This window comes from Kribbella catacumbae DSM 19601 (assembly GCF_000372465.1).
In the GTDB taxonomy this organism is placed as follows: domain Bacteria; phylum Actinomycetota; class Actinomycetes; order Propionibacteriales; family Kribbellaceae; genus Kribbella; species Kribbella catacumbae.
In genome coordinates this window covers 1-23,128 of the sequence record NZ_AQUZ01000068.1, presented here as the reverse complement: position 1 = coordinate 23,128, position 23,128 = coordinate 1, and the positions used below count along the sequence as shown (strand labels likewise).

General features: G+C 67.3%; 22 protein-coding genes. 14 read left to right on the top strand and 8 right to left on the bottom strand.

All coding sequences use genetic code 11. The annotated features are described in order from the left end of the window. Window positions 1–38: 38 nt before the first annotated feature. Window positions 39–227 (top strand): hypothetical protein, encoded by a 189-nt coding sequence (locus A3ES_RS0139985; RefSeq protein ID WP_020392464.1) that lies wholly within the window; start codon window positions 39–41, stop codon window positions 225–227. Between the two features lie 70 nt (window positions 228–297). On the opposite strand, the gene A3ES_RS0139980 is transcribed toward A3ES_RS0139985, so the two are convergent. Then, on the bottom strand, window positions 298–1,536 hold the full coding sequence (locus A3ES_RS0139980) for an MFS transporter (RefSeq protein ID WP_040456717.1): 1,239 nt from the start codon (window positions 1,534–1,536) through the stop codon (window positions 298–300). A gap of 489 nt (window positions 1,537–2,025) precedes the next feature. Between A3ES_RS0139980 and A3ES_RS0139975 the strand changes: the two genes are divergently transcribed. Continuing rightward, a complete protein-coding gene (locus A3ES_RS0139975) occupies window positions 2,026–4,620 on the top strand; it encodes an MXAN_6230/SCO0854 family RING domain-containing protein (protein WP_051084917.1) in 2,595 nt (864 codons plus the stop codon). 71 nt (window positions 4,621–4,691) lie between these two features. Here the strand turns inward: A3ES_RS0139975 and A3ES_RS0139970 are convergent, their stop codons facing one another. Beyond that, window positions 4,692–5,087: a RidA family protein gene (locus A3ES_RS0139970; RefSeq protein ID WP_020392461.1), complete on the bottom strand. Its 396-nt coding sequence runs from the start codon at window positions 5,085–5,087 to the stop codon at window positions 4,692–4,694. 117 nt (window positions 5,088–5,204) lie between these two features. Between A3ES_RS0139970 and A3ES_RS0139965 the strand changes: the two genes are divergently transcribed. From A3ES_RS0139965 to A3ES_RS0139955, 3 genes are all read left to right on the top strand, one after another. Continuing rightward, window positions 5,205–6,194 (top strand): helix-turn-helix transcriptional regulator, encoded by a 990-nt coding sequence (locus A3ES_RS0139965; RefSeq protein ID WP_020392460.1) that lies wholly within the window; start codon window positions 5,205–5,207, stop codon window positions 6,192–6,194. An 84-nt stretch (window positions 6,195–6,278) separates the two neighbouring features. Next, entirely contained in the window at window positions 6,279–6,779 is a 501-nt protein-coding gene (locus tag A3ES_RS0139960; protein ID WP_020392459.1) for a hypothetical protein, read from the top strand. Between the two features lie 153 nt (window positions 6,780–6,932). Then, window positions 6,933–7,925 carry a type IV toxin-antitoxin system AbiEi family antitoxin domain-containing protein gene (locus A3ES_RS0139955; protein WP_020392458.1) on the top strand — a complete coding sequence of 331 codons (993 nt, stop codon included), beginning with the start codon at window positions 6,933–6,935 and terminating at the stop codon, window positions 7,923–7,925. 40 nt (window positions 7,926–7,965) lie between these two features. Here A3ES_RS0139955 and A3ES_RS0139950 read toward each other — a convergent pair whose 3' ends face one another. Next, complete coding sequence (locus A3ES_RS0139950; protein ID WP_020392457.1) at window positions 7,966–8,733, bottom strand: FadR/GntR family transcriptional regulator; 768 nt, start codon at window positions 8,731–8,733, stop codon at window positions 7,966–7,968. A gap of 185 nt (window positions 8,734–8,918) precedes the next feature. Between A3ES_RS0139950 and A3ES_RS0139945 the strand changes: the two genes are divergently transcribed. From A3ES_RS0139945 to A3ES_RS0139910, 8 genes are read left to right on the top strand one after another with little or no spacing between them, the layout of a single operon-like run. Next, window positions 8,919–10,433, top strand: coding sequence for an ABC transporter substrate-binding protein (locus A3ES_RS0139945; RefSeq protein ID WP_020392456.1), 1,515 nt, complete (start codon window positions 8,919–8,921; stop codon window positions 10,431–10,433). A gap of 9 nt (window positions 10,434–10,442) precedes the next feature. After that, window positions 10,443–11,390, top strand: a complete 948-nt coding sequence (locus A3ES_RS0139940) for an ABC transporter permease (protein WP_020392455.1) — start codon at window positions 10,443–10,445, stop codon at window positions 11,388–11,390. Next, the gene (locus tag A3ES_RS0139935) at window positions 11,387–12,205 is read left to right on the top strand and encodes an ABC transporter permease (RefSeq protein ID WP_020392454.1); all 819 of its coding nucleotides are present in this window, start codon (window positions 11,387–11,389) and stop codon (window positions 12,203–12,205) included. The genes A3ES_RS0139940 and A3ES_RS0139935 overlap by 4 nt, the downstream gene beginning before the upstream one ends. Then, the gene (locus A3ES_RS0139930) at window positions 12,202–13,164 is read left to right on the top strand and encodes an ABC transporter ATP-binding protein (RefSeq protein ID WP_020392453.1); all 963 of its coding nucleotides are present in this window, start codon (window positions 12,202–12,204) and stop codon (window positions 13,162–13,164) included. Before A3ES_RS0139935 ends, A3ES_RS0139930 begins: the two co-directional genes overlap by 4 nt. Continuing rightward, on the top strand, window positions 13,157–13,990 hold the full coding sequence (locus A3ES_RS0139925; protein WP_020392452.1) for an ATP-binding cassette domain-containing protein: 834 nt from the start codon (window positions 13,157–13,159) through the stop codon (window positions 13,988–13,990). The genes A3ES_RS0139930 and A3ES_RS0139925 overlap by 8 nt, the downstream gene beginning before the upstream one ends. Then, entirely contained in the window at window positions 13,987–15,477 is a 1,491-nt protein-coding gene (locus A3ES_RS0139920; protein WP_020392451.1) for an aldehyde dehydrogenase family protein, read from the top strand. Before A3ES_RS0139925 ends, A3ES_RS0139920 begins: the two co-directional genes overlap by 4 nt. A gap of 40 nt (window positions 15,478–15,517) precedes the next feature. Beyond that, window positions 15,518–16,288 (top strand): SDR family NAD(P)-dependent oxidoreductase, encoded by a 771-nt coding sequence (locus A3ES_RS0139915; RefSeq protein WP_020392450.1) that lies wholly within the window; start codon window positions 15,518–15,520, stop codon window positions 16,286–16,288. Between the two features lie 32 nt (window positions 16,289–16,320). After that, window positions 16,321–17,697, top strand: a complete 1,377-nt coding sequence (locus tag A3ES_RS0139910) for an amidase (protein WP_020392449.1) — start codon at window positions 16,321–16,323, stop codon at window positions 17,695–17,697. On the opposite strand, the gene A3ES_RS0139905 is transcribed toward A3ES_RS0139910, so the two are convergent. The 5 genes from A3ES_RS0139905 to A3ES_RS0139885 form a co-directional block, all read right to left on the bottom strand. Next, the gene (locus A3ES_RS0139905; protein WP_026163631.1) at window positions 17,694–18,812 is read right to left on the bottom strand and encodes a helix-turn-helix domain-containing protein; all 1,119 of its coding nucleotides are present in this window, start codon (window positions 18,810–18,812) and stop codon (window positions 17,694–17,696) included. The genes A3ES_RS0139910 and A3ES_RS0139905 overlap by 4 nt on opposite strands. Then, a complete protein-coding gene (locus A3ES_RS0139900; RefSeq protein ID WP_020392447.1) occupies window positions 18,802–19,500 on the bottom strand; it encodes a hypothetical protein in 699 nt (232 codons plus the stop codon). Before A3ES_RS0139900 ends, A3ES_RS0139905 begins: the two co-directional genes overlap by 11 nt. Window positions 19,501–19,561: 61 nt before the next feature. After that, window positions 19,562–20,398, bottom strand: coding sequence for a L,D-transpeptidase family protein (locus A3ES_RS56865; protein WP_272944664.1), 837 nt, complete (start codon window positions 20,396–20,398; stop codon window positions 19,562–19,564). 99 nt (window positions 20,399–20,497) lie between these two features. Next, window positions 20,498–20,911: a VOC family protein gene (locus A3ES_RS0139890; protein ID WP_020392445.1), complete on the bottom strand. Its 414-nt coding sequence runs from the start codon at window positions 20,909–20,911 to the stop codon at window positions 20,498–20,500. Further along, the gene (locus tag A3ES_RS0139885) at window positions 20,908–21,405 is read right to left on the bottom strand and encodes a GNAT family N-acetyltransferase (RefSeq protein WP_272944663.1); all 498 of its coding nucleotides are present in this window, start codon (window positions 21,403–21,405) and stop codon (window positions 20,908–20,910) included. Before A3ES_RS0139885 ends, A3ES_RS0139890 begins: the two co-directional genes overlap by 4 nt. 54 nt (window positions 21,406–21,459) lie before the next feature. On the opposite strand from A3ES_RS0139885, the gene A3ES_RS0139880 reads away from it, so the two are divergent. After that, window positions 21,460–22,710 carry a hypothetical protein gene (locus A3ES_RS0139880; protein WP_020392443.1) on the top strand — a complete coding sequence of 417 codons (1,251 nt, stop codon included), beginning with the start codon at window positions 21,460–21,462 and terminating at the stop codon, window positions 22,708–22,710. Window positions 22,711–23,128 lie beyond the last annotated feature (418 nt).

Below are 23,128 nucleotides of genomic sequence, written 5' to 3'. Positions count from 1 at the left end.
CATTCAGCGGACGAAACCTTTCAGAAGGGTCGAGAATCATGAGCAAGGCAGCGCGTACGACCAGCCCGGGCAACGACTGGTTCGGCGGGGGCAACGACTGGTTCCACGGGGGAAATGACTGGTTCACCGGCGGTAACGACTGGTTCACCGGTGGCGGTAACGACTGGCTCACTGGCGGTAACGACTGGTTCGCGCCGGGTGCCGTCAAGGGCGGTAACGATTGGTGACGAAAGGTAAATCTTTACCTTTCGCTTACGCTCGGCCGAACTGATTTCGGGCTGATTTTCGAGGTTCGCCTTACCGGGATTTTACAATATCGGTCGATATTCGGCGGGCGCGCCGCCAGGCAGCGCCCGCCGCGATCGCCACCAATGCTCCCGCGGCGCCCATCAAAGCCAGGGCGGTCGACGGTGTGAACCGCTCGGCCAGCAGGCCGGCGAGCAGGATCCCGAGACCCTGGCTGGTCCTCAGCGCCGTGCTCGCGACCCCGAACGCCTGGCCCCTCTGGTGGTCGGGCACCGCCTGGACGAAGCTCGCGCTGGCCGGCAGGTGGTAGGCCGAGGCGAGCCCCGACAGGCCCCAGAGCACCACGGTGACGGCCAGTCCTGGCTTAAGGGCGCAGAAGACCAACGGAACGCAGGCGGCGACCGCCAACGGCCCCAGGAATCGCATGCGGCGCTCCGGAGACCACAGGGTGATCAGCCACATCCCGATGACGGCGCCGGCAGGACTGGCGGCCAGCAACAGCCCGGCCGCCTTGGGGCCGCCGCCGATCTCGTCGGCGTACGGGACCGCCAAGCCTTCCACGGTGACGTAGAAGCCGGCGACGGTCGCCAAGACGACCAGGGACCGCAGTTTCGGAGTACGGGCCACTAGGGAAGCGCCTGCGGCCAGATCCTTGAAGTACCTGCGTTTGGGCTCGTCGGAGATGCGTGCCGGCACTGGGCGTGCACGTACGCCGACTGCGATGAACACGGCGGACAGCAGGAAGGTCAGGGAGTCCAGCAGCAGGCCGCCGGAGGTCCCTACTGCGACTACTGCGAGGCCGCCGGTTCCGAAGCCGAGCACCTGGCTGAACTGGACGACCATGTCGTTCGCGGCCTTGCCCAGCACGTAGTGGTCGTCTGGCAGTACCACCGGGAGAGTTGCGGCCCTAGCGGCGTTGAACGGCGACCCGAAGGCCTGCAGCGCTACAAGCAGCGAGATGACCACTACCAGCGGCAACGCATTGATCGCCATCGCAGCCACCAGTACTGCGCGCGCCAGGTCAGTGATGATCATCACGCGGCGCCGCGGGTAGCGGTCGGCGAACCCGGCCAGCAGCGGCCCGAACAGCAAGTCCGGAACGTAGGTAAGGGCGTAGGCGAGTGCAGTCAGACCGGCCGACTGGGTCCGCTCGAACACGAGTACCGACAGCGCTACCCGCGCGAGCTGGTCGCCGACTACTGACAGCACGCCTGCCAGGAACAGAGCACGGAACTCGGAATGCCCGAAGACATCCCGCCAGCGTGCCTTGTCCACCACCCCACCCTCCATATCGCAGACCTTAACCACTATCCGTGGCCCGACACCTCCTCCCCGTGACAGCGAGGGTTTCCCTGCGCGTGGTGTGATCGATCGCACCCGCACTGTTCAGTACCAGGGGTGCACTGGTGTTGCCATTCAAGGGTTTGATGGCGGCAAATCAGTGCCAAAGGGGTGGCCGGTGGAGCATGACTTGTCCGGCGCCTCTATCCTGGAGTCCTCTGGTACCGGGGTCTGGGCGGGGCGGCCCCGACCCTGGTACCGGAGCTTTTTTCTGCCCTGGCAGCCTGCCCCAGGATGACGGTGAAAACGACCGGGGCGGTGGGGCGGGATCTGTGCAGAAACTGTCGGTGCGTGCCGGTAGCGTTCTTCTTGCCAGGGGCGGCTCTTGGACGTGCTTCCTTCTCCTTGCCCAGGCCATGTAGCGCGTCCGCTCTCCGCCCCTGGCAGCTCTGTCCATACGCTGTCGCCCGGCTTCGGGCTCTTCTGGGGGAGGCCTAGATGCCAGACCGGGGCGGTGGGGTGGGGAAAGAAATCAGCACAGACGCGGTTGCCGCGGTGCTGTTGCGCCGCCGACGGCTGGTCGACGCCACCCGCCTCACTCCACCCGTACGCCGCTCCGCCTGGCAATGGCTGCGACGTCCACTGACGACCCAGGCCGGGCTGGACACCTTGCAGGCCGACCTGATCCAGCGCGGGCTGTTGTTGTCGGCCGACCTCTATCGCCACTGCGCCGGGCTGAACCCGCTGGCGCTGGCCGGGCTTGGTCAAGCAGTGCTCGACCTGCTCGACAAGGAGTCGGGTGCGGACGCCTCGCACGTGCCGCTCTTCCGTGGCTTCCCGGAGAGCGTGCCGGGCAACACCGAGACCTTCTACATCGACCGTGTCTTCGCAAAGCTGCTGCAGGAGCCGGATCAGCCGTGTGTGCTGTGTGGCGAGGCGAAGACGGTCTATCCGGTGTCGCCCTGTGCACACCTGGTCTGCCGGTCGTGCTGGGACGGCTCCGACTTCAGCGCCTGCCCGCTCTGTATGCGACGGATCGATCCCGATGACCCGTTCCTGAAGCCATCCTTCGACGAGGTCCCGGTGACGACGCCGGGCCGCGCTGACCGGTTGCGCCTGCTGACGCTAGCGCCCGCGGACGGCGCGCGCAGTACGGCGGCTGACTTGCTTGCGCGACGTGCGCCGCTGTCCGCGGCCGACGGCGCGGACCTCGTGGTGCTGCTGGCCGAGGCGGATCCTAGTTGGCTTCCCGAGGTGATCCCGGTGCGCGAGACTCGTGCGCTGGTGCTCGCCGAGCTGATGCCGCGGTTTCCTTCCCAGGTTGACGGTCTGATCGACACGGCCACCGATGCACTCCGGCTGCTTTACGTGTTGATGGGCGCCGACCCGGGTCTGCGCACTCCGCCGGCACGACGCCGGTCGTTGCCGCGGGCAACTCGGCGTACGGTGCTGGCCCGGCTCGATCTCTTGCCGGTCGAGACGCTCGTCGAGGACATGCTGCGTCACGAGCGCGCGTGGAAGCGCGTCGCGGAAAACCTGCACCCGTTCGAGTTCGCGGCCCGCTATCCGGTCGCCGCGTTGGCGTTCGCCGTACTGCGCCAGACGAAGCTCGATGCCGCGACTCCGGCTGGGCGAGTTGTGCTGAGCGAGGCGGCTCGTCATCCACTGGTCCGGCTCGAGGACGGTCGGCTGTCGGTGAACACCTTCGCGAGTCGGGTCGAAGGTGCGTTCAGCTCCGGCCGGCCCGAGTTGGCGCTGGAGCTGTTGCGAGGGCGACCGGGGGAGATGCTGCGCCGACTGGTCCAGCTGGCTCGGGCGTTGCCGGCGGATTCGCAGGCCGCGTTGGTCGAAGCGGTCGCGACGGCTGTCTCGGATGTGTCGCCCGTCGTGCTGACCGCGGCGCTCGGCCAGGTGCGTACTCCGCCAGGGGATCTGCGGCTGTTCTTCCCACGCGGCGGGACCACCCGGATCTGGACTGCCGTGGACGAGCGGGACCCGTTGCCGACCGAGCTGGCCGCGGCGCTGGGCGCAGTACTGGTGGGGGAGTTGTTGCGTCGGGCAACGGCTTTGCCGCGGGTGCGAAGGGCGTTCCTGGACGAGGAGCTGTCTCGGCTGGCGGTGCCCGGGTCGGAGCGAGGTGCGTCGTCGACGTTGAGGCGGATGACGCGCGGGAGTTCACAGCCGATCCCGCCGGACGACTCGTTGCGGCTCTTCCTGTACTGGGTCGAGCCGAAGGGTCAGAGAGTGGATCTCGATCTGTCGGTCGCGGTGTTCGACGAGGAGTGGGCGTTCGTCGGGCTCTGCGACTACACGCGGTACCGGTTCGAGCAGGATGCGCTGGTGCACTCGGGGGATCTGACGTCGGCGCCCGGCCCGTTGGGATCGTCTGAGTTCGTCGACCTGGACCTGGTCGCGCTGCGACGAGTCGGCGGGCGGTATGTGCTGCCGGTGGTGTTCAGCTACAACGACGTACCTTTCGACAATCTTGAGCGTGGTTTCGCCGGGGTGATGCGGCAGCCGTCGGGGCTGTTCGATCCGGCGTCGGTGGAGGAGCGGTTCGACCTGACCGGCCCGGCGAAGATCCTGCTGCCCTTCGGTGTCGACCTGCGAACCAAAGAGCTCCGCTGGTACGACGTGAACCTCAGCGCCACCGGCTACGGGCACAACGTCGCGAAGTACGGCGGCCAGATCGCGCTGATGGCCGCGGCGATGGAGGAGGTCCACGGAGCCGGCGACCGGGTGAGCCTCTGGGAACTGTCCTGCTGGCACGCCGCCGCCCGTACCGATGAGGTGGTGGTCCGCTGCGCTGACGGCTCGGTCGTGGGCTATCTGCGGGGCAAGACCGAGGACCTTGCCGACTTCGCGCGTCGCCTGACCGCCCGTCTCGAACCAGACCGCGACTGGGACCTCGACGCCGCGAACCGCGCCGACTTCGTCGCGGTGATCACCGGCGACGTGGATCCCAAGTCCGGCGCCGAGGTGTTCGCGCTGCATCCGCTCCTGCTGGATCAGGCCGGGATGACCCTCCTCGACGCCCCGCAACTGTTGAGTGCCCTGGCGCCCGACTCCAGAGCCGGCCTCCCGATCCACTGACCGCTACTCGTGCTGGGGTTCAGCGGCTCGCTACTCGTGCCGGTCCAACCGGCACGAGTAGCGAGATCGCTTTACGCGACAGCGGTTCCCTCGAGTTCGACCAACTGGCCAGGGATGGCCAGCCGTGTCACGCCGAGCATCGTGGTGGTCGGTGCCACCCGAGCGGCGCCCAATCGCGACGCGAGTACGCCGTAGTGCTGGAAGAGCAGATCGACGTCGGTGGTGTAGACGTTGAGCCGGACGAGGTTCGAGAGGGACATGCCGGCCTCGCTGAGCACGGCCTCCAGGTTGTCGAGGCTCAACGCCACCTGTGCCCCCATGTCACCGTCATGCTGGGGTTTGCCGTCGTCGCTCATCGCGGTCTGCCCGGAGCAGTACAGAGTCCGGGTGTGCCCGGAGACGACCTCGCCCTGGTTGAATCCCAGCTCTGCCGACCAGGTCACCGGGTTGACTGCCGTTCGTTCCATTGTCACGTAAGGTCCATTCGTTTCATTGGGAGTACGTCCGTCGGCTTCGACGGTGTGATGACGAGCCTGCCAACGAATCACGACACCCTCTGTCGTGTATTCCGGTAGGTTTTCCGCATGCGCGCCGATCGGTTGGTCTCGCTGGTGCTGCTGCTGCGACAACGTGGCCGGCTGTCCGCGCCCGCGCTGGCCCGCGAGCTGGAGGTCTCCACCCGCACCGTGCTGCGCGACATCGAGGCGCTGTCCGCGGCCGGCGTACCGGTCTACGCCGAACGTGGCAGGCACGGCGGGTTCGCGTTGCTGCCCGGTTTTCGGACCGAGCTCACCGGGCTGAACCATGACGAGGCACTTGCCCTGCTGGTCGCCGGATCGCGGCGCGGCGCGCAGGCATTCGGCCTCGGCTCGGCGCTCGCCTCGGCCATGCTCAAGGTGGTCGACGCGCTCCCCGAAAGCCAGCGGGACACCGCGGCCGACGTGGTCGAGCGATTGCTCATCGACCCGGAGACCGACCTTCTCTCGCGTCGGTTGGTCACTGAGGAGGTGCCTGACGCCATCGTGGCCGAGGTCCGGCGCGCGGTGTTCGCCGGACACAAGCTACGTATCCACTACGCGGCGCTGGATCAGACGTCGAAATGGCGCACGGTGGACCCGATCGGCCTGGTCACCGTTCGCGACCAGGGCTACCTGCTGGCGACGAGGTCTGGCGCGGACCGCACCTACCGGCTGTCCCGGATCCTGGCCGCCGAGGAACTCGCCGAACCCGCCCAGCGACCGGATCGGGTCGATCTGGGCCGGGCCTGGCAGGAACGCGGTACTCGGTTTCGGGCCGGTGGCGACCAAGTCAGCGTGCTCGTACGGCTGGACCCGGCGAAGCGGGAGGAGTTGGTGGGTACTGCGCTGGCCGTGCTCGCCGAAGAGGCCGACGCAGACGGCTTGCGGATGGAGGTGAGCTTCCAAGATTCGAGACACGCCGTCTGGGCGCTGTGGCAGCTCGGCCTGAACGCGGAAGCTCTGGGCCCGGAGTGGCTGCGCGCCGCCCTACGCAAACGTGCCGTGGCGGTCGCCACCCGTTACGAAGAGTCCTCCGATGAGAACCCGCTCTTGTGAGATTCCGATGACAATGGCGCGGTTCGCTGCACCATAAAGTGCCTCGCGGGGTTACAAAGGAAGTGTCGGCGAAGGGAGCCACGAATGACGTACGACGTGGTGGTGCTCATCGAGCGGGAGATGAGTGAGGGCGACGCGCGAAGGGTCGCCGCCCTGCATGCAAGGCAGGAGGATCCGGTGGACTATCACCTGCTGGTCTCCAGTCACCCCACCGAGGGCATCGGCGGCCCGCTGGCGTTGCTGGGTTCCAGCTTCGCTGACGTCGCCGGCCTGTCCACGGGAGCCAGTCCGGGCCGTACGACGGTCGCGACGGCACTGGCCGATCCGCAGTTCGACCTCGCCTCGGTGATCGAACACAGTTCGCGCAGACTCCGCAGCGCGAGCGACAGCCCGGTCCACGTCTCCGTCACCCACGGCGAGATCCTGCTCGCCCTGAAAACCGTGGTGAACAGCACCAAGAGCCACGAAGTAGTAGTCGTCGCCTGGCCCGAAACCGCAGCCAGCTTCCTCTGCTCCGACTGGCCCCACCGCGCCCGCCGCGAACTCAAGGTCCCCCGAATCCGAGTCCTCGAACACGCCGACTAGCCCAGCCGCACGCCGTACGCCGCACGCCTGCCGCTAGCGCCTACCGGGGCCGCTGGCGCCCTGTAGCGCGCTAGCGGCCCGAAAAACGGCGTTCGTCCACAGCTTTCGCAGCAACCTGCCGCCCGGGCTCCCGACGACGGCATGTTCTCTGGCATGAACAGGAAACTGACGACGACAGCCGCCGCACGAGGCGACTGGTTCGATCGCGAGGACGCCATCGCCGCGGGCTACAGCGACAACGAAATCCGGACGCGTCTCCGGGCCGGCCGGTGGGTGCGGCTGTACCGCGCCTCGTACGCCGAACTGCCTGGCGACCACGAGTCGTGGACCGAGTGGAAGCGCGCTGGTTGGCTGCACGTTCGGACGGCCAAGGCGGTCTATCACCGGCTTGGTGGTCGGGCGGTGCTGAGTCACCAGTCGGCAGTCGTGCTGCACGGGATCGAGGTGAGCGACCTCGACCTGACCCGTGTTCACCTGACGAGGTTGTCGGGTCTCGGCAGATCCAGCGGTTCGGTGTGCCAGCATGCGCCCCGGCCGCCTGTCCTGGGTTCGGTTGAGGTAGACGGCGTTCAGCTGACTGCGGGACCGCGCGCGGTCGTCGAGGCGATTCGGCAAGCCTCGTACCCGATCGCGGTGTCCGTTGTTGATGAGGCCCTGCGCAAGGGGGTTGCGACAGCTCCACATCTCGCAGCTGCGTTGGAACTGTTCGGATACCGCACCGGTATCGGTACCGCGATCCGGGCCGTGCAGTTCGCCGACGGCCGCTCGGAGTCGGTCGGCGAGTCCCGGTTGCGGGTACTGATGGCAGACCTCGGCCTGCCCACGCCCGTCCTGCAGGCCGAGATCCGGGACGGCGACGGCCACCTGGTGGGACGAGTCGACTTCCTGCTCGCCGAGTGGAACGTGATCGTCGAGTTCGACGGTGCGCTCAAGTACGCCGGCAAGTCGGCCAGGCCGCTCGTCGAGGAGAAGCGCCGCGAGGACCGCCTGCGCGACCTCGGCTATGAGGTGGTTCGAGCGACCTGGCCCGACCTCACTCGCCCAGCCGACTTCACCCGCCGAATCCAGTCCGCAATCCGCCGCGCAGCTGCCCGGCGCTCCCCGGTAGCAGGTTCTATGACGACTGGCGGGTTTGTAGGGCGCTAGCCGTAGTACAAGCCGCTATCGGTACGTCGACGCGAGCTGGTCAGTCGTCGATCAGGGCGCGCAGGGGGTCCCGGTCGGGCTCGGGCACGTAGGTGGCGTAGTAGTCGTAGAGGTTTTGGCGGGCCAGGCGGGCGGCGGCGTGGCCGTCGCCGGCGCGGATGGCTTCGACTACCTCTGCGTGGTGCTGGAGTGATTCGAGCATCAGGGCGCGGCTGTTCGTCGCGTGGGCGATCTTGTCCGAGATCAGACTGAGTACTACGCCGCGCACCACCTCGTTGCAGGTTTGCAGCAGCGAGTTGCGGCTGACTCGCGCGACCGCCTCGTGGAAGGCTACGTCGGCTTCGCTGAAGGCCGCGAAGTCGATGTCGATCGCCTCGCGCATCGCGACCAGCGTCTGCTCCATCTCGGCGAGCTGCTCGTCCGTGCGCAACCGCGAGGCGAGCTGGATCGCCGCGCCGTCCATGATCATCCGGAAGGCGATCAGCTCGCTCAGCGTCAGCTCGTCGACCCGGGCGAGTCTGGTCATCTGCTTGCGCAGCGGTCCCTGCGAGAACGGCAGGATCTCCGGGCCGTTCGGATCGCCCGGCCGGGAGCGGACCACGCCGTTGCTCTCGAGCACCCGCAGCGCCTCGCGCACGGTCGACCGGCTGACCGCGAACTGGGTCACCAGCTCCCGCTCGCTGGGCAGCCGCTGCCCGGGGGCGAGATCGCCGCGAGCGAGCGCGTCCTCGATCTGTTCGACGATCCGTTGATACGCGCGCACGGTCTGTACCGGCTCGAACCGCAGTGGCTGGATTCTTCCGGCCATCCGCACCTCCATCGCTTGACAGCCCGATCGGTAACGACAAACCTAGTGCTCTATTAGGACCTAGTCCACTGGTCAGACCAGTTGCGTCTCCGCCGTCCATCGGCGATCCGCGAGCCTGGCCACCCGGATGGGCAGGCAAAATGCGGCGCATGAGGGCAACAGCCGGCGGCACCAGAGGAGTTAGCGTGAAGTCGTATCCCACCCGGGCGATCGCGCTGCTCGGCGCCGCCCTGCTGACCGCCACGGTCGCAGCCTGCTCAGCTGGCTCCGGTACTTCGGGCGGCTCGTCCCCTGGCGGCGACCAGTCGCTCACCATCGGCCTGGTCGCCGAACCGGCCAGCCTCGACTTCACCACCACGGACGGCGCGGCGATTCCGCAGGTGCTGCTCGGCAACGTCTACAACGGCCTGGTCAAGCAGGACGAGAGCGGCAAGATCGTGCCGGACCTGGCGAAGTCCTGGACCGTCTCGCCGGACCGCAAGACCTACACGTTCGAACTGGTCGACAACGCCAAGTTCACCAACGGCGCCGGCTTCACCGCCGCCGACGCGGTGTTCAGCATCAACCGGGTGAAGACGGCTTGGACGACCTCGCTGAAGGCCGCGATGGATGTCGTACAGGAGGCCAAGGCCGTCTCGCCGACGCAGTTGCAGGTGACACTGACCAAGCCGAGCAACGGCTGGCTGTTCCGGATGACGACGCGGGTCGGTGCGATGTTCTCGCAGACCGGCGTCGAGAAGCTGGCCAGCGATCCGGTCGGCACCGGACCGTACAAGTTCGGCAGCTGGAAGCGCGGCGACTCGATCGTGCTGCAGCGCAACGACGCCTACTGGGGAACGAAGCCGTTCTTCAACCAGGTCACGCTGAAGTACTTCAAGGACCCGACCGCGCTCAACAACGCGCTGCTCACCGGCACGATCAACGTCGTCGGCACGGTCCAGGCTCCGGAGGCGCTCACTCAGTTCACCAGCAACACGAAGTACCAGGTGATCGAGGGGACGACCAACGGCGAAGTTGTCCTTTCGTTCAACAACTCGCGCCCGGTGTTCAAGGACATCCGGGTCCGGCAGGCGATCCGGCAGGCGATCGACCACAAGGCGCTGCTCGACACCTGCTTCGCGGGACGCGGCAAGCTGATCGGCAGCATGGTCCCGCCGACCGACCCGTGGTACGAGGATCTGACCAGCGTCGCGCCGTTCGACAAGGCGAAGGCGACGGCGGAACTCAAGGCCGCCGGTGCGACTGGTGCGACGCTCCGGCTCCGGCTCCCGACGTTGCCCTATGCAACTTCTTGCGGCCAGGTGGTGAAGAGCCAGCTGGAGCAGGTCGGGCTGAAGGTGACGATCGACCAGCTCGAGTTCCCGGCGGCCTGGCTGACCACGGTGTTCAAGAACGCCGACTACGACATGTCGATCATCGCGCACGTCGAGCCGCGCGACCTCGGCGCTGTCTTCAACGCGAAGTACTACACCCGGTACGACGATCCCACCCTGGTGAGCCTGCTAGCCGCGGCGGATGCCGGTGACGAGGCGGCTCAGACCGACAACATGAAGAAGGCCGCACGGCGGATCTCCGAGCAGGCCGCGGCCGACTGGCTGTACCTGATCCCGAACCTCGTTGTCGCCGACAAGAACCTGACCGGCCTGCCCACCAACGCGATCACCGAGTCCTTCGACCTGACCCGCCTAGCGCGCTCCTGAGACCACCAGATGATCCTCCGATTGGTCGAACGCACGGCTGTCCTGCTCGTCAGCCTTGCGGTCGCGTCGGTGCTCGTGTTCGGCTTCATGGCGGTGCTTCCGGGCGATCCGGCCCGGGTCGCCCTGGGGGTGAACGCGTCCGACGAGGCCGTCGCGCAGTTGCGTCAGCAGTTCGGACTCGACCGATCACTGGCTACGCAGTACGTCGATTGGCTCGGCGGCTTGCTGCAAGGCGACTTCGGTACGTCGTACGTGTCGAAGGTTGCCATCGGCCCGCAAATCGCCGACCGGTTCCAGGTGACGCTCTGGCTGGTGGTGACCGCCATGATCGTCGCCCTGGTGCTGGCCGCTCCAGCGGGGACGGTGATGGCTGCGCGGCACCGGCGGATCTCTGGGCTGGCGCTCTCGGCTCTCTCGCAGCTGGGCGTCGCAGTACCGGCGTTTCTCGCGGGGATCTTGCTGATCATGGTGTTCGCGGTGAAGCTCGGATGGTTGCCGGCCAACGGCTGGACGCCGCCGGCCGAGGATCCCGGGATGTTCTTGAAGCAGCTGGTACTGCCGGCCTTGTCTCTAGGGCTCGTGCAGGGCGCGGTGCTGACTCGCTATGTGCGCAGCGCCGTGCTCGACGTACTGCGTGAGGACTATCTGCGGACCGCGCGGGCCAAGGGATTGCGGCCGTTTCCCGCGTTGTGGCGGCACGGATTGCGCAACGCTGCCGTGCCGGTGGTGACCGTGCTGGGGTTGCAGTTGGCGACCTTGCTGATCGGAGCAGTCGTGGTCGAGCGCGTTTTCGTCATCCCCGGGCTTGGGAGTCTGCTGCTCGACGGCGTCTCCAATCGCGACCTGCTGCTCGTACAAGATGTGGTGATGGTGCTCGTCGTCGCCGTCCTGGTGGTCAACTTCCTCGTCGATCTCCTGTACGTCGCACTCGATCCACGGCTGCGGGTTTCGCGATGAGGAGACTGAATCCGAGCCTCGTCGTCGGCGCCGTGATCGTCGGCCTGATCGTGCTGACCGCCTTGGTGTCTTTCGTCTGGACCCCGTACGACGCCACGCTGGTCGACCCCGCGATCCGGCTGGCGAAGCCGTCGTGGTCGCACTGGCTGGGCACGGACAAGTTCGGCAGGGACGTGTTGAGCCAGCTCATGGTCGGGTCGCGGACGACGCTGTTCGTCGGGCTGGTGGCGGTCGGCGTGGCGGCCGTGATCGGCGTACCGGTAGGGATTCTCGCGGCGATGAGCCGGCGCTGGGCGAGCGAAGTGATCATGCGTTCCAACGATCTGCTGCTGGCGTTCCCGGCGTTGCTGCTGGCAATCATGTTCGGCGCGGTGTTCGGGGCGAGCACGCTGACGGCGATGGTTGCCATCGGCATCGCTACCGTGCCGTCGTTCGCGCGGGTGATCAGAAGTGGCGCGTTGCAGGTGATGCGGACGGAGTACGTGCTGGCCGCGCGGGCTGCCGGCCGTACTCCGTTCCCGATCGCTCTGCGGCACGTGTTGCCGAATGTGACGAGTCTGATCACCGTGCAGGCTTCGGTGTCGTTCGCGATCGCAGTACTGGCTGAAGCCGCGTTGTCGTTCCTTGGCTATGGGACGCCGCCGCCGACGCCTTCGTGGGGGCGGATGTTGCAGGAGAGCCAGGAGTTCTTGTTCAGCGCGCCGCGGCTGGCGGTGTTCCCGGGCGTTGCGATCGCGATCGCCGTACTGGGGTTCAATCTGCTGGGTGACGGGTTGCGGGACCGGTTCGATCCGAAGCTGGAGGACCGGCGATGAGCGACGTGCTGAGTGTGCAGGGTTTGAGCGTCACCGTGCGGGACAAGACGCTGGTGCAGGACGTGGACCTGACCGTCGGGCCGGGGGAGCGGGTCGGGCTGATCGGTGAGTCGGGATCCGGGAAGTCGCTGACCGCGTTGAGCGTGATCGGGCTGCTGCCGGAGGACGTGCATGCGGCCGGGTCAGTGCGGTTGGCCGGTGTCTCGCATGAGCTGATCGGTGCCGACGAGCGGCGGATGTCTCGCGTACGGGGCCTTCAACTGGCGATGGTGTTCCAGGAACCGATGACCGCGCTCAACCCGACGATGCGGGTGGGGGACCAGGTCGCCGAGGCCATGCTGATCCACCGCACGGTGCCGGGACGTCGCTCGGCCCGTTTGGCTGCCACTGAGCTGCTCGACCGGGTTGGTTTGGCGGGGGCGATGAAGACGTATCCGCATCAGCTGTCTGGTGGCCAACGGCAACGAATCGTCGTAGCTCTTGCCCTGGCCAACGATCCGGCTTTGCTGATCTGCGACGAACCGACGACCGCGCTGGACGTGACCGTGCAGGCGATGATTCTCGACCTGATCATGCAAGGCGTCGCGGCTCGCGAGTCGGCGCTGCTCTTCATCACTCATGACCTGGCGGTGGTTGCGACCATCTGCCAACGCGTCCTGGTCATGTACGGCGGCCGAGTGGTCGAGGCCGGTCCGGTCGGCGAGGTCTTCACGCGTCCCCGTCATCGTTACACCCAAGGGTTGCTGGCCGCCTCCGACCTGGAATCGGCCGACGCCCGTCTCCCCACCATCCCCGGCAACGTCCCCGCCGCCGGCCAGTTCCCCTCGGGCTGCGTCTTCCGAACCCGCTGCGCCCACGCCACCGAGCTCTGCGCCGAAGTCCCACCGTGGGAGGGCACCCCCGCCCACGGCTTCGCTTGCCACCACCCCGCTCCCGCAATGGAGCCCACCCATGCCTGAGCCAGTTATCCGGGTTGTCGACGTCACCCGTGACTACCCGCGCCCTCGCACTTCCTTGCTCAAGCCGGCGCCCACCGTCCACGCCTTGCGCGGTGTCAGCCTCGAAGTACAGGCGGGGGAGCGGTTTGGAATTGTTGGAGAGTCAGGCTGCGGCAAGTCCACGCTGCTGCGGATCATCGCCGCTCTCGACCGCGCGACCTCGGGTCAAGTGGTTGTCGAAGGCACCGATATCACCAGGCTGCCCGAACGCCGCCTGAAGTTCCTCCGGGAGAACCTCCAACTCGTCTTCCAGGACCCGATGAGCTCGCTGGACCCGCGCATGCGCGTCCGCGACATCATCGCCGAACCTCTCGTCGTACAAGGGCATCCGGCCTCCGGAGAGCGCGTTCGCGAACTACTGGACGCCGTCGGCCTTTCCCCAGACGCCGGCGACCGCTACCCGCACCAGTTCTCCGGCGGCCAGCGCCAACGCATCTCGATCGCCCGCGCCCTCGCCCCGCGTCCACGAATCCTCATTGCCGACGAACCAGTGAGCGCTCTCGACGTCTCGGTTCGCGCCCAGGTCCTCAACCTCATCTCAGACCTGGTCGACGAACTCAACCTCACCCTCGTCTTCGTCTCCCACGACCTCTCCATCATCAAGCACGTCTGCGACCGGGTAGCCGTCATGAACGCCGGCGAGATCGTCGAAACCGGCCCTACCGGCCAGGTCTACGCAACCCCCACCCACCCGTACACGCGACGCCTCGTCTCCGCCATCCCAACCCTGCCGCGAGCCCTGGCCGGCGCCACGACCTCAGACCTACTGAGAGGAGCCCCCGAATGACCACCCCCGCAGGTCTACCAATCGGCGACTCCTGGATCCCAACCCCTTCCACCGCCCCGGTGCATTTCCCGTACGACGGCTCGGTGGTCGCCGAGGCGCCCGTCGGCGACGTAGCGATCGCGCGGCAAGCACTCGAGAACGCGCTCTCTGTGCGTGCTCAAGTCGGCCGCCTGCCCTCCCATGTCCGCCGCAAAGCCTTGCAGGGAGCGCTCTCTGCGCTAGCCGAGCAGCGTGACGCCTTCGTCGACCTCCTCGTCCTGGAAACCGGCAAACCGCTGATCGACTGCAGGGTCGAGGTCGAGCGCACCCTTCTCACCCTGGAAACCTCAGCTGAAGAAGTAGCCCGCCTCCACGGCGAAACCGTCCCCCTCGACCTACTGCCGAGCGGCGACGGCCTGCAAGGCTTCTGGGTCCGCAAGCCAATCGGCGTGGTCGTCGGCATCGCCGGGTTCAACTACCCGCTCCTACTCGCCTGCCACAAGATCGCCCCAGCGCTAGCGGCCGGCTGCCCGGTCATCATCAAGCCAGCTCCCCAGACCCCGCTGGCAACCCTCCGGCTCGTCCACCTCGTCCGAGAAGCCCTAGTCGCAGCAGGCGCCCCAGCTGCCGCCGTGCAACTGGTGACCGGCGGAGTAGACGTCGGCTCCACCCTCACCACAGACCGCCGAATCGGCGCGGTCTCCTTCACCGGCTCAGCAGCAGTAGGCCACCAGATCGCCCGAGATGCGGCCCCCACGAAGGTGCTGCTCGAACTCGGCTCCAACTCGGCCCTCGTAGTAGCGGAGGACGCAGACCTAGCCGCAGCCGCCGACGCCGTAGTACGGGGTGGTTACTACGCCTCCGGTCAGGCGTGCATCAGTGTTCAACGGGTCATCGTCGTCGAGTCCGTCCGCGCGGCCTTCCTCGCCGAGCTGACACCTCGTCTCGACCAGATCGTCGTCGGCGACCCGCGTGACCCGGCCACCCGAGTCTCAGCTCTCATCGACGACCGCTCCACCACCCGCGTCCGCAGCTGGGTCGACGACGCCATCACCGCCGGCGCCACCCTCGTCCATCCGATATCAGCGGTCGAGCCCGATGCCACCACATCGACCAAACCCGGCGAAGCGGTCATCCGGCCCACAGTGCTCCTCGATCTCCCGCACGGGCAGCTCGTCTGGGACGAGGAGATCTTCGGCCCAGTGATCGCGATCCGCTCGGTCCCCGACATCGCGACGGCGTTCGAGACAGTCAACGCCTCGCGCTACGGCTTGCACGCGAGCGTTTTCACCGCCTCGCTCGAGACCGCGTTCGCCGCGATCGACCAGCTCGACGTCGGGGGAGTCGTGGTCAACGAGGTCCCCGGCTTCCGCTCCGACGTGATGCCGTACGGCGGGGTGAAGGACTCCGGTACCGGCCGTGAAGGCCCCCGCTTCGCCATCGAAGAACTGACCACCACGCGGATGGCGATCATCCGCCCGAAGCCCCTGACCTCACCCGAAGCCTGAGCCCACCCTGAAGCCCCCGAAGCCCTGAGGAGGTTCCACGATGACCGACTATGCGAACTTGTTCCGCCTGGATGGCAAGCACGCCGTCGTCGTGGGCGCCGGCAGCGGCATCGGTCGCGAATCCGCTCTCGCCCTCGCGGCCCAGGGCGCACGCGTGACCGTCGCCGACCGGGATCTCGCCGCGGCCTCGGAGACAGCGGCACTCGGCGACCGGCTGACGGCGTACGGGCTCGATGTTCTGGACGAGCAGGCGGTGATGACAGCGGCGCGGGACCTCGGTGAGGTCGACGTGCTCGTGTTCACCGCGGCGACCAATGTCCGCAAACGCATCCTCGACTACACCGGCGAGGAGTTCGACCGTGTCGTCGCGCTCAACCTGCGTGCCTCGTTCGACCTCATCCGCGCGTTCGGCGGCCCGATGGCGGCTCGCGGCCGCGGCAGCATCGTCGGTTTCAGCTCGATCCGCGCTACCACCGTCGAGCCCGGCCAAGCGGTGTACGCGGCAACCAAAGCCGGCCTCGTTCAATTGCTCCGGACAGCCGCCGCCGAGTTCGGCCCCAACGGCGTCCGCGTCAACGCGATCGCTCCCGGCGTCGTCGAAACCCCGCTCACCGTGCAGATCAAGGCGAATCAGGCCTGGTACGACGCCTACGCGCAGAAGGGTGCCCTCGGTCGCTGGGCGACTCCCGACGAGTTGGCCGGCGCCGTCGTCTACCTCGCGTCCGATGCCTCCTCCTTCGTCACCGGCAGCGTGCTGCACGTCGACGGTGGCTGGACCGCCGTCGACGGCCGCTTCGATCCTCCGAACTGACTTGTCTGGAGCCAAGATGCTGGAGCCAATAGATGACTGAACGCCTCGCCGATCTGACCGCAGTCGAGCTCGTTTCGCGTTACCAGGAAGGCTTGCTCTCACCCGTCGAGGTGATCGAGGACGTGCTCGCCCGCGTCGAGTCGCTCGAGCCGAAGCTCTGCGCCCTCTACGCACTCGACCCCGCTGCAGCGCGTGCGGCAGCCCGCGAATCGGAGTACCGGTGGCGCCGCGGCGAGGCCGGCCCGCTGGACGGCGTACCGGTGACTGTTAAGGAGAACGTCGCCACCCGCGGTACTCCGGTGCCGCAAGGAACAGCGGCGACTGAGCTGATCCCGGCAGCGGAGGATGCACCGGCCGCAGCGCGTCTGCGGGCAGCCGGGGCCGTCATCTTCAGCAAGACCACGATGCCGGAGTACGGCATGCTCTCGTCCGGCGTCTCCACCTTCCACCACCTGTCGCGCAACCCCTGGGACCTCACCCGTACTCCGGGCGGCTCCAGCGCAGGTGCAGCCGCAGCAGCCGCCGCTGGCTACGGACCGATCCACATCGGTACCGACATCGGCGGCTCCATCCGCCTCCCCGCCGGCTGGTGCGGCGTTGTCGGCCTCAAACCAACCCACGGCCGAGTAGCAGTCGGCAACCCCTACCCAGGAAGGGCGATCGGCCCACTAGCCCGTACTGCGGCCGACGCCGCGCTAGCGCTGTCCGTGATGGCCGGGCCCGACCGTCGCGACTACACGTCCCTACCGCCCATCGCCGACAGCTACAGCGGGTCCCTCGACCCGCAAGGGCTCCGCATCGGTCTACTCCTCGACGCCGGTGTCGGCTTGCCGGTGGACCCGGAGGTCACCGCAGCCGTCTCAGCCGCTGCAGCCCTCCTGGAGAAGGCCGGCGCCACCGTCGAACCGATCGCACCGATCATCACCCGCGAGATGCTCGACGGTCTCGACCGGTTCTGGCGCGTGCGTTCGGCGTACGACATCAATGCGCTGCCGGAGGATCGTCGCGCCAAGGTCCTGCCCGAGATCCGCCGCTGGGTCTCGACGGCCAACGACCTGACCGCCTTCGACGTCTTCCACGGCCACTCCCAGATGCACGAGATGGCCGTCGCCGTCGACGCGGCCTTCGCCACCTACGACTTCATCCTGTCCCCGGTCGCCCCGATCACGGCCTTCGCCGCCGATCTCGCCTACCCGACCGCCGACCCCCTGAAGCCGTTCGAACACATCGCCTTCACCGTCCCGTACAACATGTCCACCCACCCCGCCACCACCGTCAACTGCGGCTTCTCAGCGGAAGGCCTCCCGATCGGCCTCCAACTAGCCGCACCGCGCTTCAACGACCTGGCTGCCCTCCGCCTGGCCGAGTTCATCGAACCCACGCACATGCCTTGGCCGACGGTTGACTAAGCAAGACGCAGCTGCGGGCGGAGATCGCTTCCAGCCTTGACGATCTCGAGCAGAACCGACGATGGCAGATGCAGCTCGTCGGCAAGCCGGTCGGACCCATAGCCAGACTTCTCCAGCAACTCGAAAGTGAGCTGTAGCAGCGTCGGCGCCTCGATCGCGGTCAAGGGGCCCGGCTCCGGATATCCCCATTCGTTGAGCTGCTGCATGCCGCGGCGGTAGGCGTTCGGAGTCAGTACGCCGAGATGGTGCGCGCGGTAGACGAGTGCCTTCAACGAGACACCCCACCGCAGCTTGAGCTGATGCAGCTTCTCCCAGTCAAGCCTGCGAGGGAGTTCCTCGATGATCTCGTCCGCCGGCATCAGGAACTCGGCGGCGAAGGAGTCGGCCTCCTTCTCCACGATGCGTGAACCCGGCGTCGCGTCGTAGTGCATCACCAGATGGGCGAGCTCGTGAGCTGAGTCGAAGCGCGCGCGGGCGGCGTCGCCTTTGGCCGGGTTGAGCAGGACGACTGGGCGGGTCGGCAGGTGAGCCGAGAACGCATCCACCGATTGCGAGATCTCCGGCAGACGCAGTACCAGTACTCCGGCCGCCTCCAGCATCCTGACGACGTGCGGCACAGGCCCGGGCTTCAGCTCGAAGAAGGCGCGCGCTTCGGCCGCCAGCTTCGCGAGATCGGCGAGATCGGGAGCCTCCGGCGCCCGAAGGTCAGGCAACAACAGGTGCGGCAACTCGACATGCTGCTCAAGCGCAGTCAGTACGTCGGCCGCGAGCTCCGCGAAGGCGAGCGCCCGATCCCGCTGGAGCTGGCTGGTCGTCCGCAGACTGCGAAAGTGCGGACTCGAAGCCGAACCCGGCTGGAGCGATCGCCCCAAAGTGAAGAACTCCGCCGGTACGCCGAGGGCCAGCGACATCGCCGCGACCAACGGCAAGGTCGGGCGACTCTGCCCTCGCTCGAACTGACTGACCGCCGCCGGAGTCACCCGGATCAGGTCGGCCAGCTCGGTCCGCCGAAGGCCTCTGAGCCGTCGCGCCAGCGCGAGCCGGAGCGGATCGAAGCGCACGGCAACACCCGCGGACCGGCGTTCCTTCGGGTCCGAGTGGGGACTACGCACCATCGTTGCCGGCCACCTGACGCTCGACACGGTCGGCAGCGCGAAGGCGGACGGCGATCGGTGGCACTGGACGCTGGTCGAAACGGTCGCCGCCGGACTCCGAGACCGGGACGATGGGGAGCTGATCGCCAGGCTGGTCGCAGTACACCATCCGCACGGCGAACCACGGCTCGGCGCCGTCCCTGGTGTCGCGAGGGAAGCCGAGATGCACGGCAACGTCGCCGGTCTCGGCATCGCCCGCCCACGCCAGATGCAAGTACCGCGGTGAGCCCACGGCCGAGTTGGCCGCCAACTCCTCAGTCGGCAGCTCGAACAACTCGAGCTGCTGGCTGTTCGCCAGCGGTCCCTGGTGTCTGGTCGCCGAGGAATCCCAGTCGATGGAGTACGGATCCGTGTGCACCGACTTGCCCGGCAGTTTGGAAGCGCGCAGAGTCCGGCCGAGATGAATCACTCGCAGGGAGTTGCCCTGGAGATCGGCGATGACGTCGTTGCGGGGGACGAGCACCTGGACGGTCCGGTTCGCGAAGTTGCGCGCCGAACCCATCCCGAGCGTCACCGCGTCGTCGCCGAGCGCCGGTTCGTGCCGCTCGAGGTTGGTCCGCCAGACGTCGCGCAGCAACCCGAGCAACTCGGGCAGAACGCCACTCGCGGTCCAGTCGGACTCCACCTCGGCGAGCAGCTCTTCATGCATGCGATCAGTTATAGCGGAACCCACGGACAAACGCCGGAAAATCAAGTGGCGTGTCGCTGCCTCAGTACTCGCCGTCGACCTGGACCTTGGTGCCGATCGCGGTCTCTTCGAAGATGTGGTGGATCTGCGGGCGCATCACGCGGACGCAACGGTGGCTGGCCGGGTAGGTCTTGATCAGCGTGTTGACGCGGCTGCCGTGCAGGGCGATGCCCGGGCGATCCTTGAGGAAGTAGATCGAGTCGTACATGTACGCGTCGTCGTACAGGCTGCTCTCGTGCGCGCCCGCCCACTTGCGCCAGACCTTGCCGGTGCGGTTCGGGGTGTCGTATCCCGGGGCGCCGGTGGAGACCCAGACGATCCGGCGGATGGTCTTGCCGACGATCTGGTAGAGCACCAGGCAGGTCTTGTTGACGTAGATGCCGGGTTCCTTGGTGGCGGCCGGGCGTTTGGTTGCCGTGAGCACCGATCGTACATCGGCGGCGGTCAGGCCGCCGCGGCTGACCGGCAAGCCATTCGTCTCGCGCCAGGCGCACAGGGCCTGCTTGGAGCGCTTGGTGATCTCACCGTCCACGTCGCCGACGGGGTAGCCGAGTGCGTCCAGCTTGGCCTCGACCTGCTTCGCGTACGCCGATGGCGGGCGCGGCTTGACTCGCGGCTTCACCGTCGGCTTGACCGTGGGCTTGGTGGTCGGCGTGCCTGGGGTGCTTGATGCGCTCGGCGTACCCGGCGTACCCGGCGTGCTTGGCGTGTTGCTCGTGCCCGGTGTCTCGGACGGCGTCGACGCGGTAGCGCTCGGCGTACCGGAAGGCGTCGAGGAATCGGCCGCCACGTCCGTGCATCCCGTCAGCGTGATGGCTAGCAGGGCGACACCAGCAACGAGACCACGTCGTCGAGACACGATTCCCCTTTCCGTCGGCACTTCTCAGACTCGCAGAAAGGCAGCGCGCTCGACCGAAGACCCGCCGTGCGCGACTGCCGCCCGCCGAGGCTAATCCCCCTACGGGTTCCCACAGCCAGGTTTCGCCACACCCGTCACCGAACCGTTGCCATCCGTCTCATACCGGCCCGTCGACAGATCGAGCAGCACCAGTTGGTTGCCGAACGCATCAGCGACCACGGCACACCGCCCGACGGGGATGTCGAACGGCGCGCTGATCAGCTCACCGCCGGCCTCGACGATCGCCGCCGCGGCCTCATCCGCGTCGCCGACCAGCCAGCTCGGCGCGTAGTCCAGGCCGGTCGCCAGCACGATCTCGGTCTCGCTCTCCGGAAGGCCCAACCCGGCTTGCCCGATCTCGTCATGGCGCCACAGCAACTCGTGACCGAGTTTGTCCCGATAGAACGCGAGCCCACTGTCCAGATCCGGCACCCGAATCGTCACGGCGTCGACCTTCCGCAGTACGGGCCTCATCGGACCGGATCCGTCCGCAGCCGGCTGTAGGGCCAGCCGTCGCGGTACTCGCCTGCGCGGAACTCCGCGCCACGGATCACACCTTCGAGCTGGAACCCGGCCTTCTCCAACGACCGCTGCTCGGCCTGGTTCTCCGGATGCGTCGCCGCCTGGATCCTGTGCACCGGCGTGTGCTCGAAGAGATAGTCCACTAGCATCCGCTGCGCCCGCCACCCGATCCCACGACCCCGGTACTCCGGCAGCAGGGCGATCCCGACCTCCCAGTACTTCGTCTTGCCGTCGAACGACCCCTCGCCCCAACTCACGAAACCGGTGGCTTCATGGCCGTCCTGCACGATCAGCCGTCCCTTGTCGCTGCCGAGAAACCCGTCCTCCGCATACCGCCGTACGGTCGTCTGGTGGTCCTTGAATCCGCCCCAGTCCAACCCGATCAACCCAGGCTCGGTCGAGAATCGCCAGAACATCGCCAGGTCCTCTTCGCCCACCGGCCGCAAGCTCAGCTCTGCCGCTGTCTGTCCTCCCGACTTCAGGTCACTAGGCTGACCACTATGGACGAGGAATCGGTGCAGCCGTTGTTCCAGTTGCCTGCCGTGCGGCTGCCTCCCTTCGGGGAACTTGCTGCCGCTGCCCGTGATTGTGAGCAACTTCAGTTGGTACGCCGACTGGCCGAGTGGACCGGGAAGCGCCGGGTCACGAAGACGGGCAATCTCCTGCTCGCCGACGCCCGAGCCGCAGTACGGGTACTCGGCCTACCAGATCATCCCGAAGCGCGGGCATCGACCGGATTTCCCGAGCTGAAGAAGCTGTGGTCCCTGGTTGTCGGCATGCATCTGGTCGAAGGCGGGGGTGGCCGTGCCGCCTATGTCGCGGAGGCCGATGACGACTCGGACAGCCGTGTCGTCGAGCTGTGGATCGAGGTGCTCGCCAGGGCTCTGCAGGCGCATGGCGACGAACTGTCGATGCCACTGCTGATGCGGCTGTACGTCGACACGCGGGGAATCACCGTCAAGGATCTGGCCGAGCACGTCATCAGCGCCTCGCTCGAGATCGGGCCGGGCGGTGGCCTGGAGTCCGGCGCAATCCCATCGGGACTGCCGTCAGCTCTGGAGCCGTCCATCCGAGACCTGCTGGGTGCGCTGACGACGATCGACGCGCTCGTCGTCGACGACGACCTGGTTCGGCTCTCCGACCTGGGGCGGTTCGGTTTGGTGCATTGGTTCGAGTCAGGCGGTTTCGGCGCGCCCTACGTGATGGACCTGGCGGACGCAACGGTGGCGGAGGTGCTCGATCTCGGCCTGACCCAGGACTCGGCCTTCGAGGAGTGGTTTGCCGCGATCGGGCCTGAGGTCGCCGCCGAGCGCATCCTCGAGCACGCGCGGGGCGGTACGCCGGCGCATCGGGTGGTGGCGTTCGGGATGCTCAACCAGGTCGGCGCGGACGCGGCGGACGGCGTACGGGCCTGTCTCGACGACCGCGACCTCCGCCCTCACGCCAACGCCTGGCTGACAGCACGCGGCCTACCGGCGAAGGAGTCCACGTTGGACGACCTGCACCGCGTCTTCATCGACATGGTCGCCGCCGACCTGGACGGCGACCCCCGATCGGCGCGCGACCTGATCGGCGACCTCGCCGACGGCATCGAGTACGACGCCGCAGCCCTCTTCGAAAACCTCTGGCGCTGCGACCACCCCGACACGCTCCCGGTACTCCAAGCCCTCGCCGAGTACTACCCCGAACAGGATGCCGCGGAGGCCGCCCGCAAAGGCCTGACGCACCTCGAGGGAGACCGACCCACCTGATTCGACGTACCAGTGGAAGATGTCGTGGCGCCGGGGAGCTGGTGCCGGCCCCGTGAAGCCGGTGGTGTGGCGCGTTGCCGGCGAGGTTGTGTCCCGACCGACAGGACATAGTCCGGTTCGGCTAGCCCGAAGTTGCGGCGGCCTTGAGCGGCGACTCCTTGCCTGACCTGCGTGTTTGTGTCTTTGCTGTCCTGTGATGTAGTCAGAATATTCGGCGTGTTGAGCGGCCTGACGCGAGAGATGCCGTTACTGTGTGTTCATGGGTAGAAAGGATGGCGCGGTCCACGTAGTCAGAGTGCGGAAGTCGCATGTGGACAAGCGTGGGGAGCGCCGCGAGTACCAGTCCGCCTACCTGCGCCGGACGTTCCGGGAGGGCGGCAAGGTCCGTAACGAGACGGTCGCGAACCTGTCCGCGTTG

What these genes read in the sequence shown, in the direction of transcription:
- A3ES_RS0139980 (WP_040456717.1), bottom strand. Translation starts at nt 1,536, where the DNA reads ATGGAGGGTGGGGTGGTGGACAAGGCACGCTGGCGGGATGTCTTCGGG.
- A3ES_RS0139910 (WP_020392449.1), top strand. Translation starts at nt 16,321, where the DNA reads ATGACTGAACGCCTCGCCGATCTGACCGCAGTCGAGCTCGTTTCGCGT.
- A3ES_RS0139935 (WP_020392454.1), top strand. Translation starts at nt 11,387, where the DNA reads ATGAGGAGACTGAATCCGAGCCTCGTCGTCGGCGCCGTGATCGTCGGC.
- A3ES_RS0139955 (WP_020392458.1), top strand. Translation starts at nt 6,933, where the DNA reads ATGAACAGGAAACTGACGACGACAGCCGCCGCACGAGGCGACTGGTTC.
- A3ES_RS0139900 (WP_020392447.1), bottom strand. Translation starts at nt 19,500, where the DNA reads ATGCATGAAGAGCTGCTCGCCGAGGTGGAGTCCGACTGGACCGCGAGT.
- A3ES_RS0139960 (WP_020392459.1), top strand. Translation starts at nt 6,279, where the DNA reads ATGACGTACGACGTGGTGGTGCTCATCGAGCGGGAGATGAGTGAGGGC.
- A3ES_RS0139940 (WP_020392455.1), top strand. Translation starts at nt 10,443, where the DNA reads ATGATCCTCCGATTGGTCGAACGCACGGCTGTCCTGCTCGTCAGCCTT.
- A3ES_RS0139915 (WP_020392450.1), top strand. Translation starts at nt 15,518, where the DNA reads ATGACCGACTATGCGAACTTGTTCCGCCTGGATGGCAAGCACGCCGTC.
- A3ES_RS0139970 (WP_020392461.1), bottom strand. Translation starts at nt 5,087, where the DNA reads ATGGAACGAACGGCAGTCAACCCGGTGACCTGGTCGGCAGAGCTGGGA.
- A3ES_RS0139890 (WP_020392445.1), bottom strand. Translation starts at nt 20,911, where the DNA reads ATGAGGCCCGTACTGCGGAAGGTCGACGCCGTGACGATTCGGGTGCCG.
- A3ES_RS0139925 (WP_020392452.1), top strand. Translation starts at nt 13,157, where the DNA reads ATGCCTGAGCCAGTTATCCGGGTTGTCGACGTCACCCGTGACTACCCG.
- A3ES_RS0139880 (WP_020392443.1), top strand. Translation starts at nt 21,460, where the DNA reads ATGGACGAGGAATCGGTGCAGCCGTTGTTCCAGTTGCCTGCCGTGCGG.
- A3ES_RS0139985 (WP_020392464.1), top strand. Translation starts at nt 39, where the DNA reads ATGAGCAAGGCAGCGCGTACGACCAGCCCGGGCAACGACTGGTTCGGC.
- A3ES_RS0139930 (WP_020392453.1), top strand. Translation starts at nt 12,202, where the DNA reads ATGAGCGACGTGCTGAGTGTGCAGGGTTTGAGCGTCACCGTGCGGGAC.
- A3ES_RS0139975 (WP_051084917.1), top strand. Translation starts at nt 2,026, where the DNA reads ATGCCAGACCGGGGCGGTGGGGTGGGGAAAGAAATCAGCACAGACGCG.
- A3ES_RS0139920 (WP_020392451.1), top strand. Translation starts at nt 13,987, where the DNA reads ATGACCACCCCCGCAGGTCTACCAATCGGCGACTCCTGGATCCCAACC.
- A3ES_RS0139950 (WP_020392457.1), bottom strand. Translation starts at nt 8,733, where the DNA reads ATGGCCGGAAGAATCCAGCCACTGCGGTTCGAGCCGGTACAGACCGTG.
- A3ES_RS0139965 (WP_020392460.1), top strand. Translation starts at nt 5,205, where the DNA reads ATGCGCGCCGATCGGTTGGTCTCGCTGGTGCTGCTGCTGCGACAACGT.
- A3ES_RS0139905 (WP_026163631.1), bottom strand. Translation starts at nt 18,812, where the DNA reads ATGGTGCGTAGTCCCCACTCGGACCCGAAGGAACGCCGGTCCGCGGGT.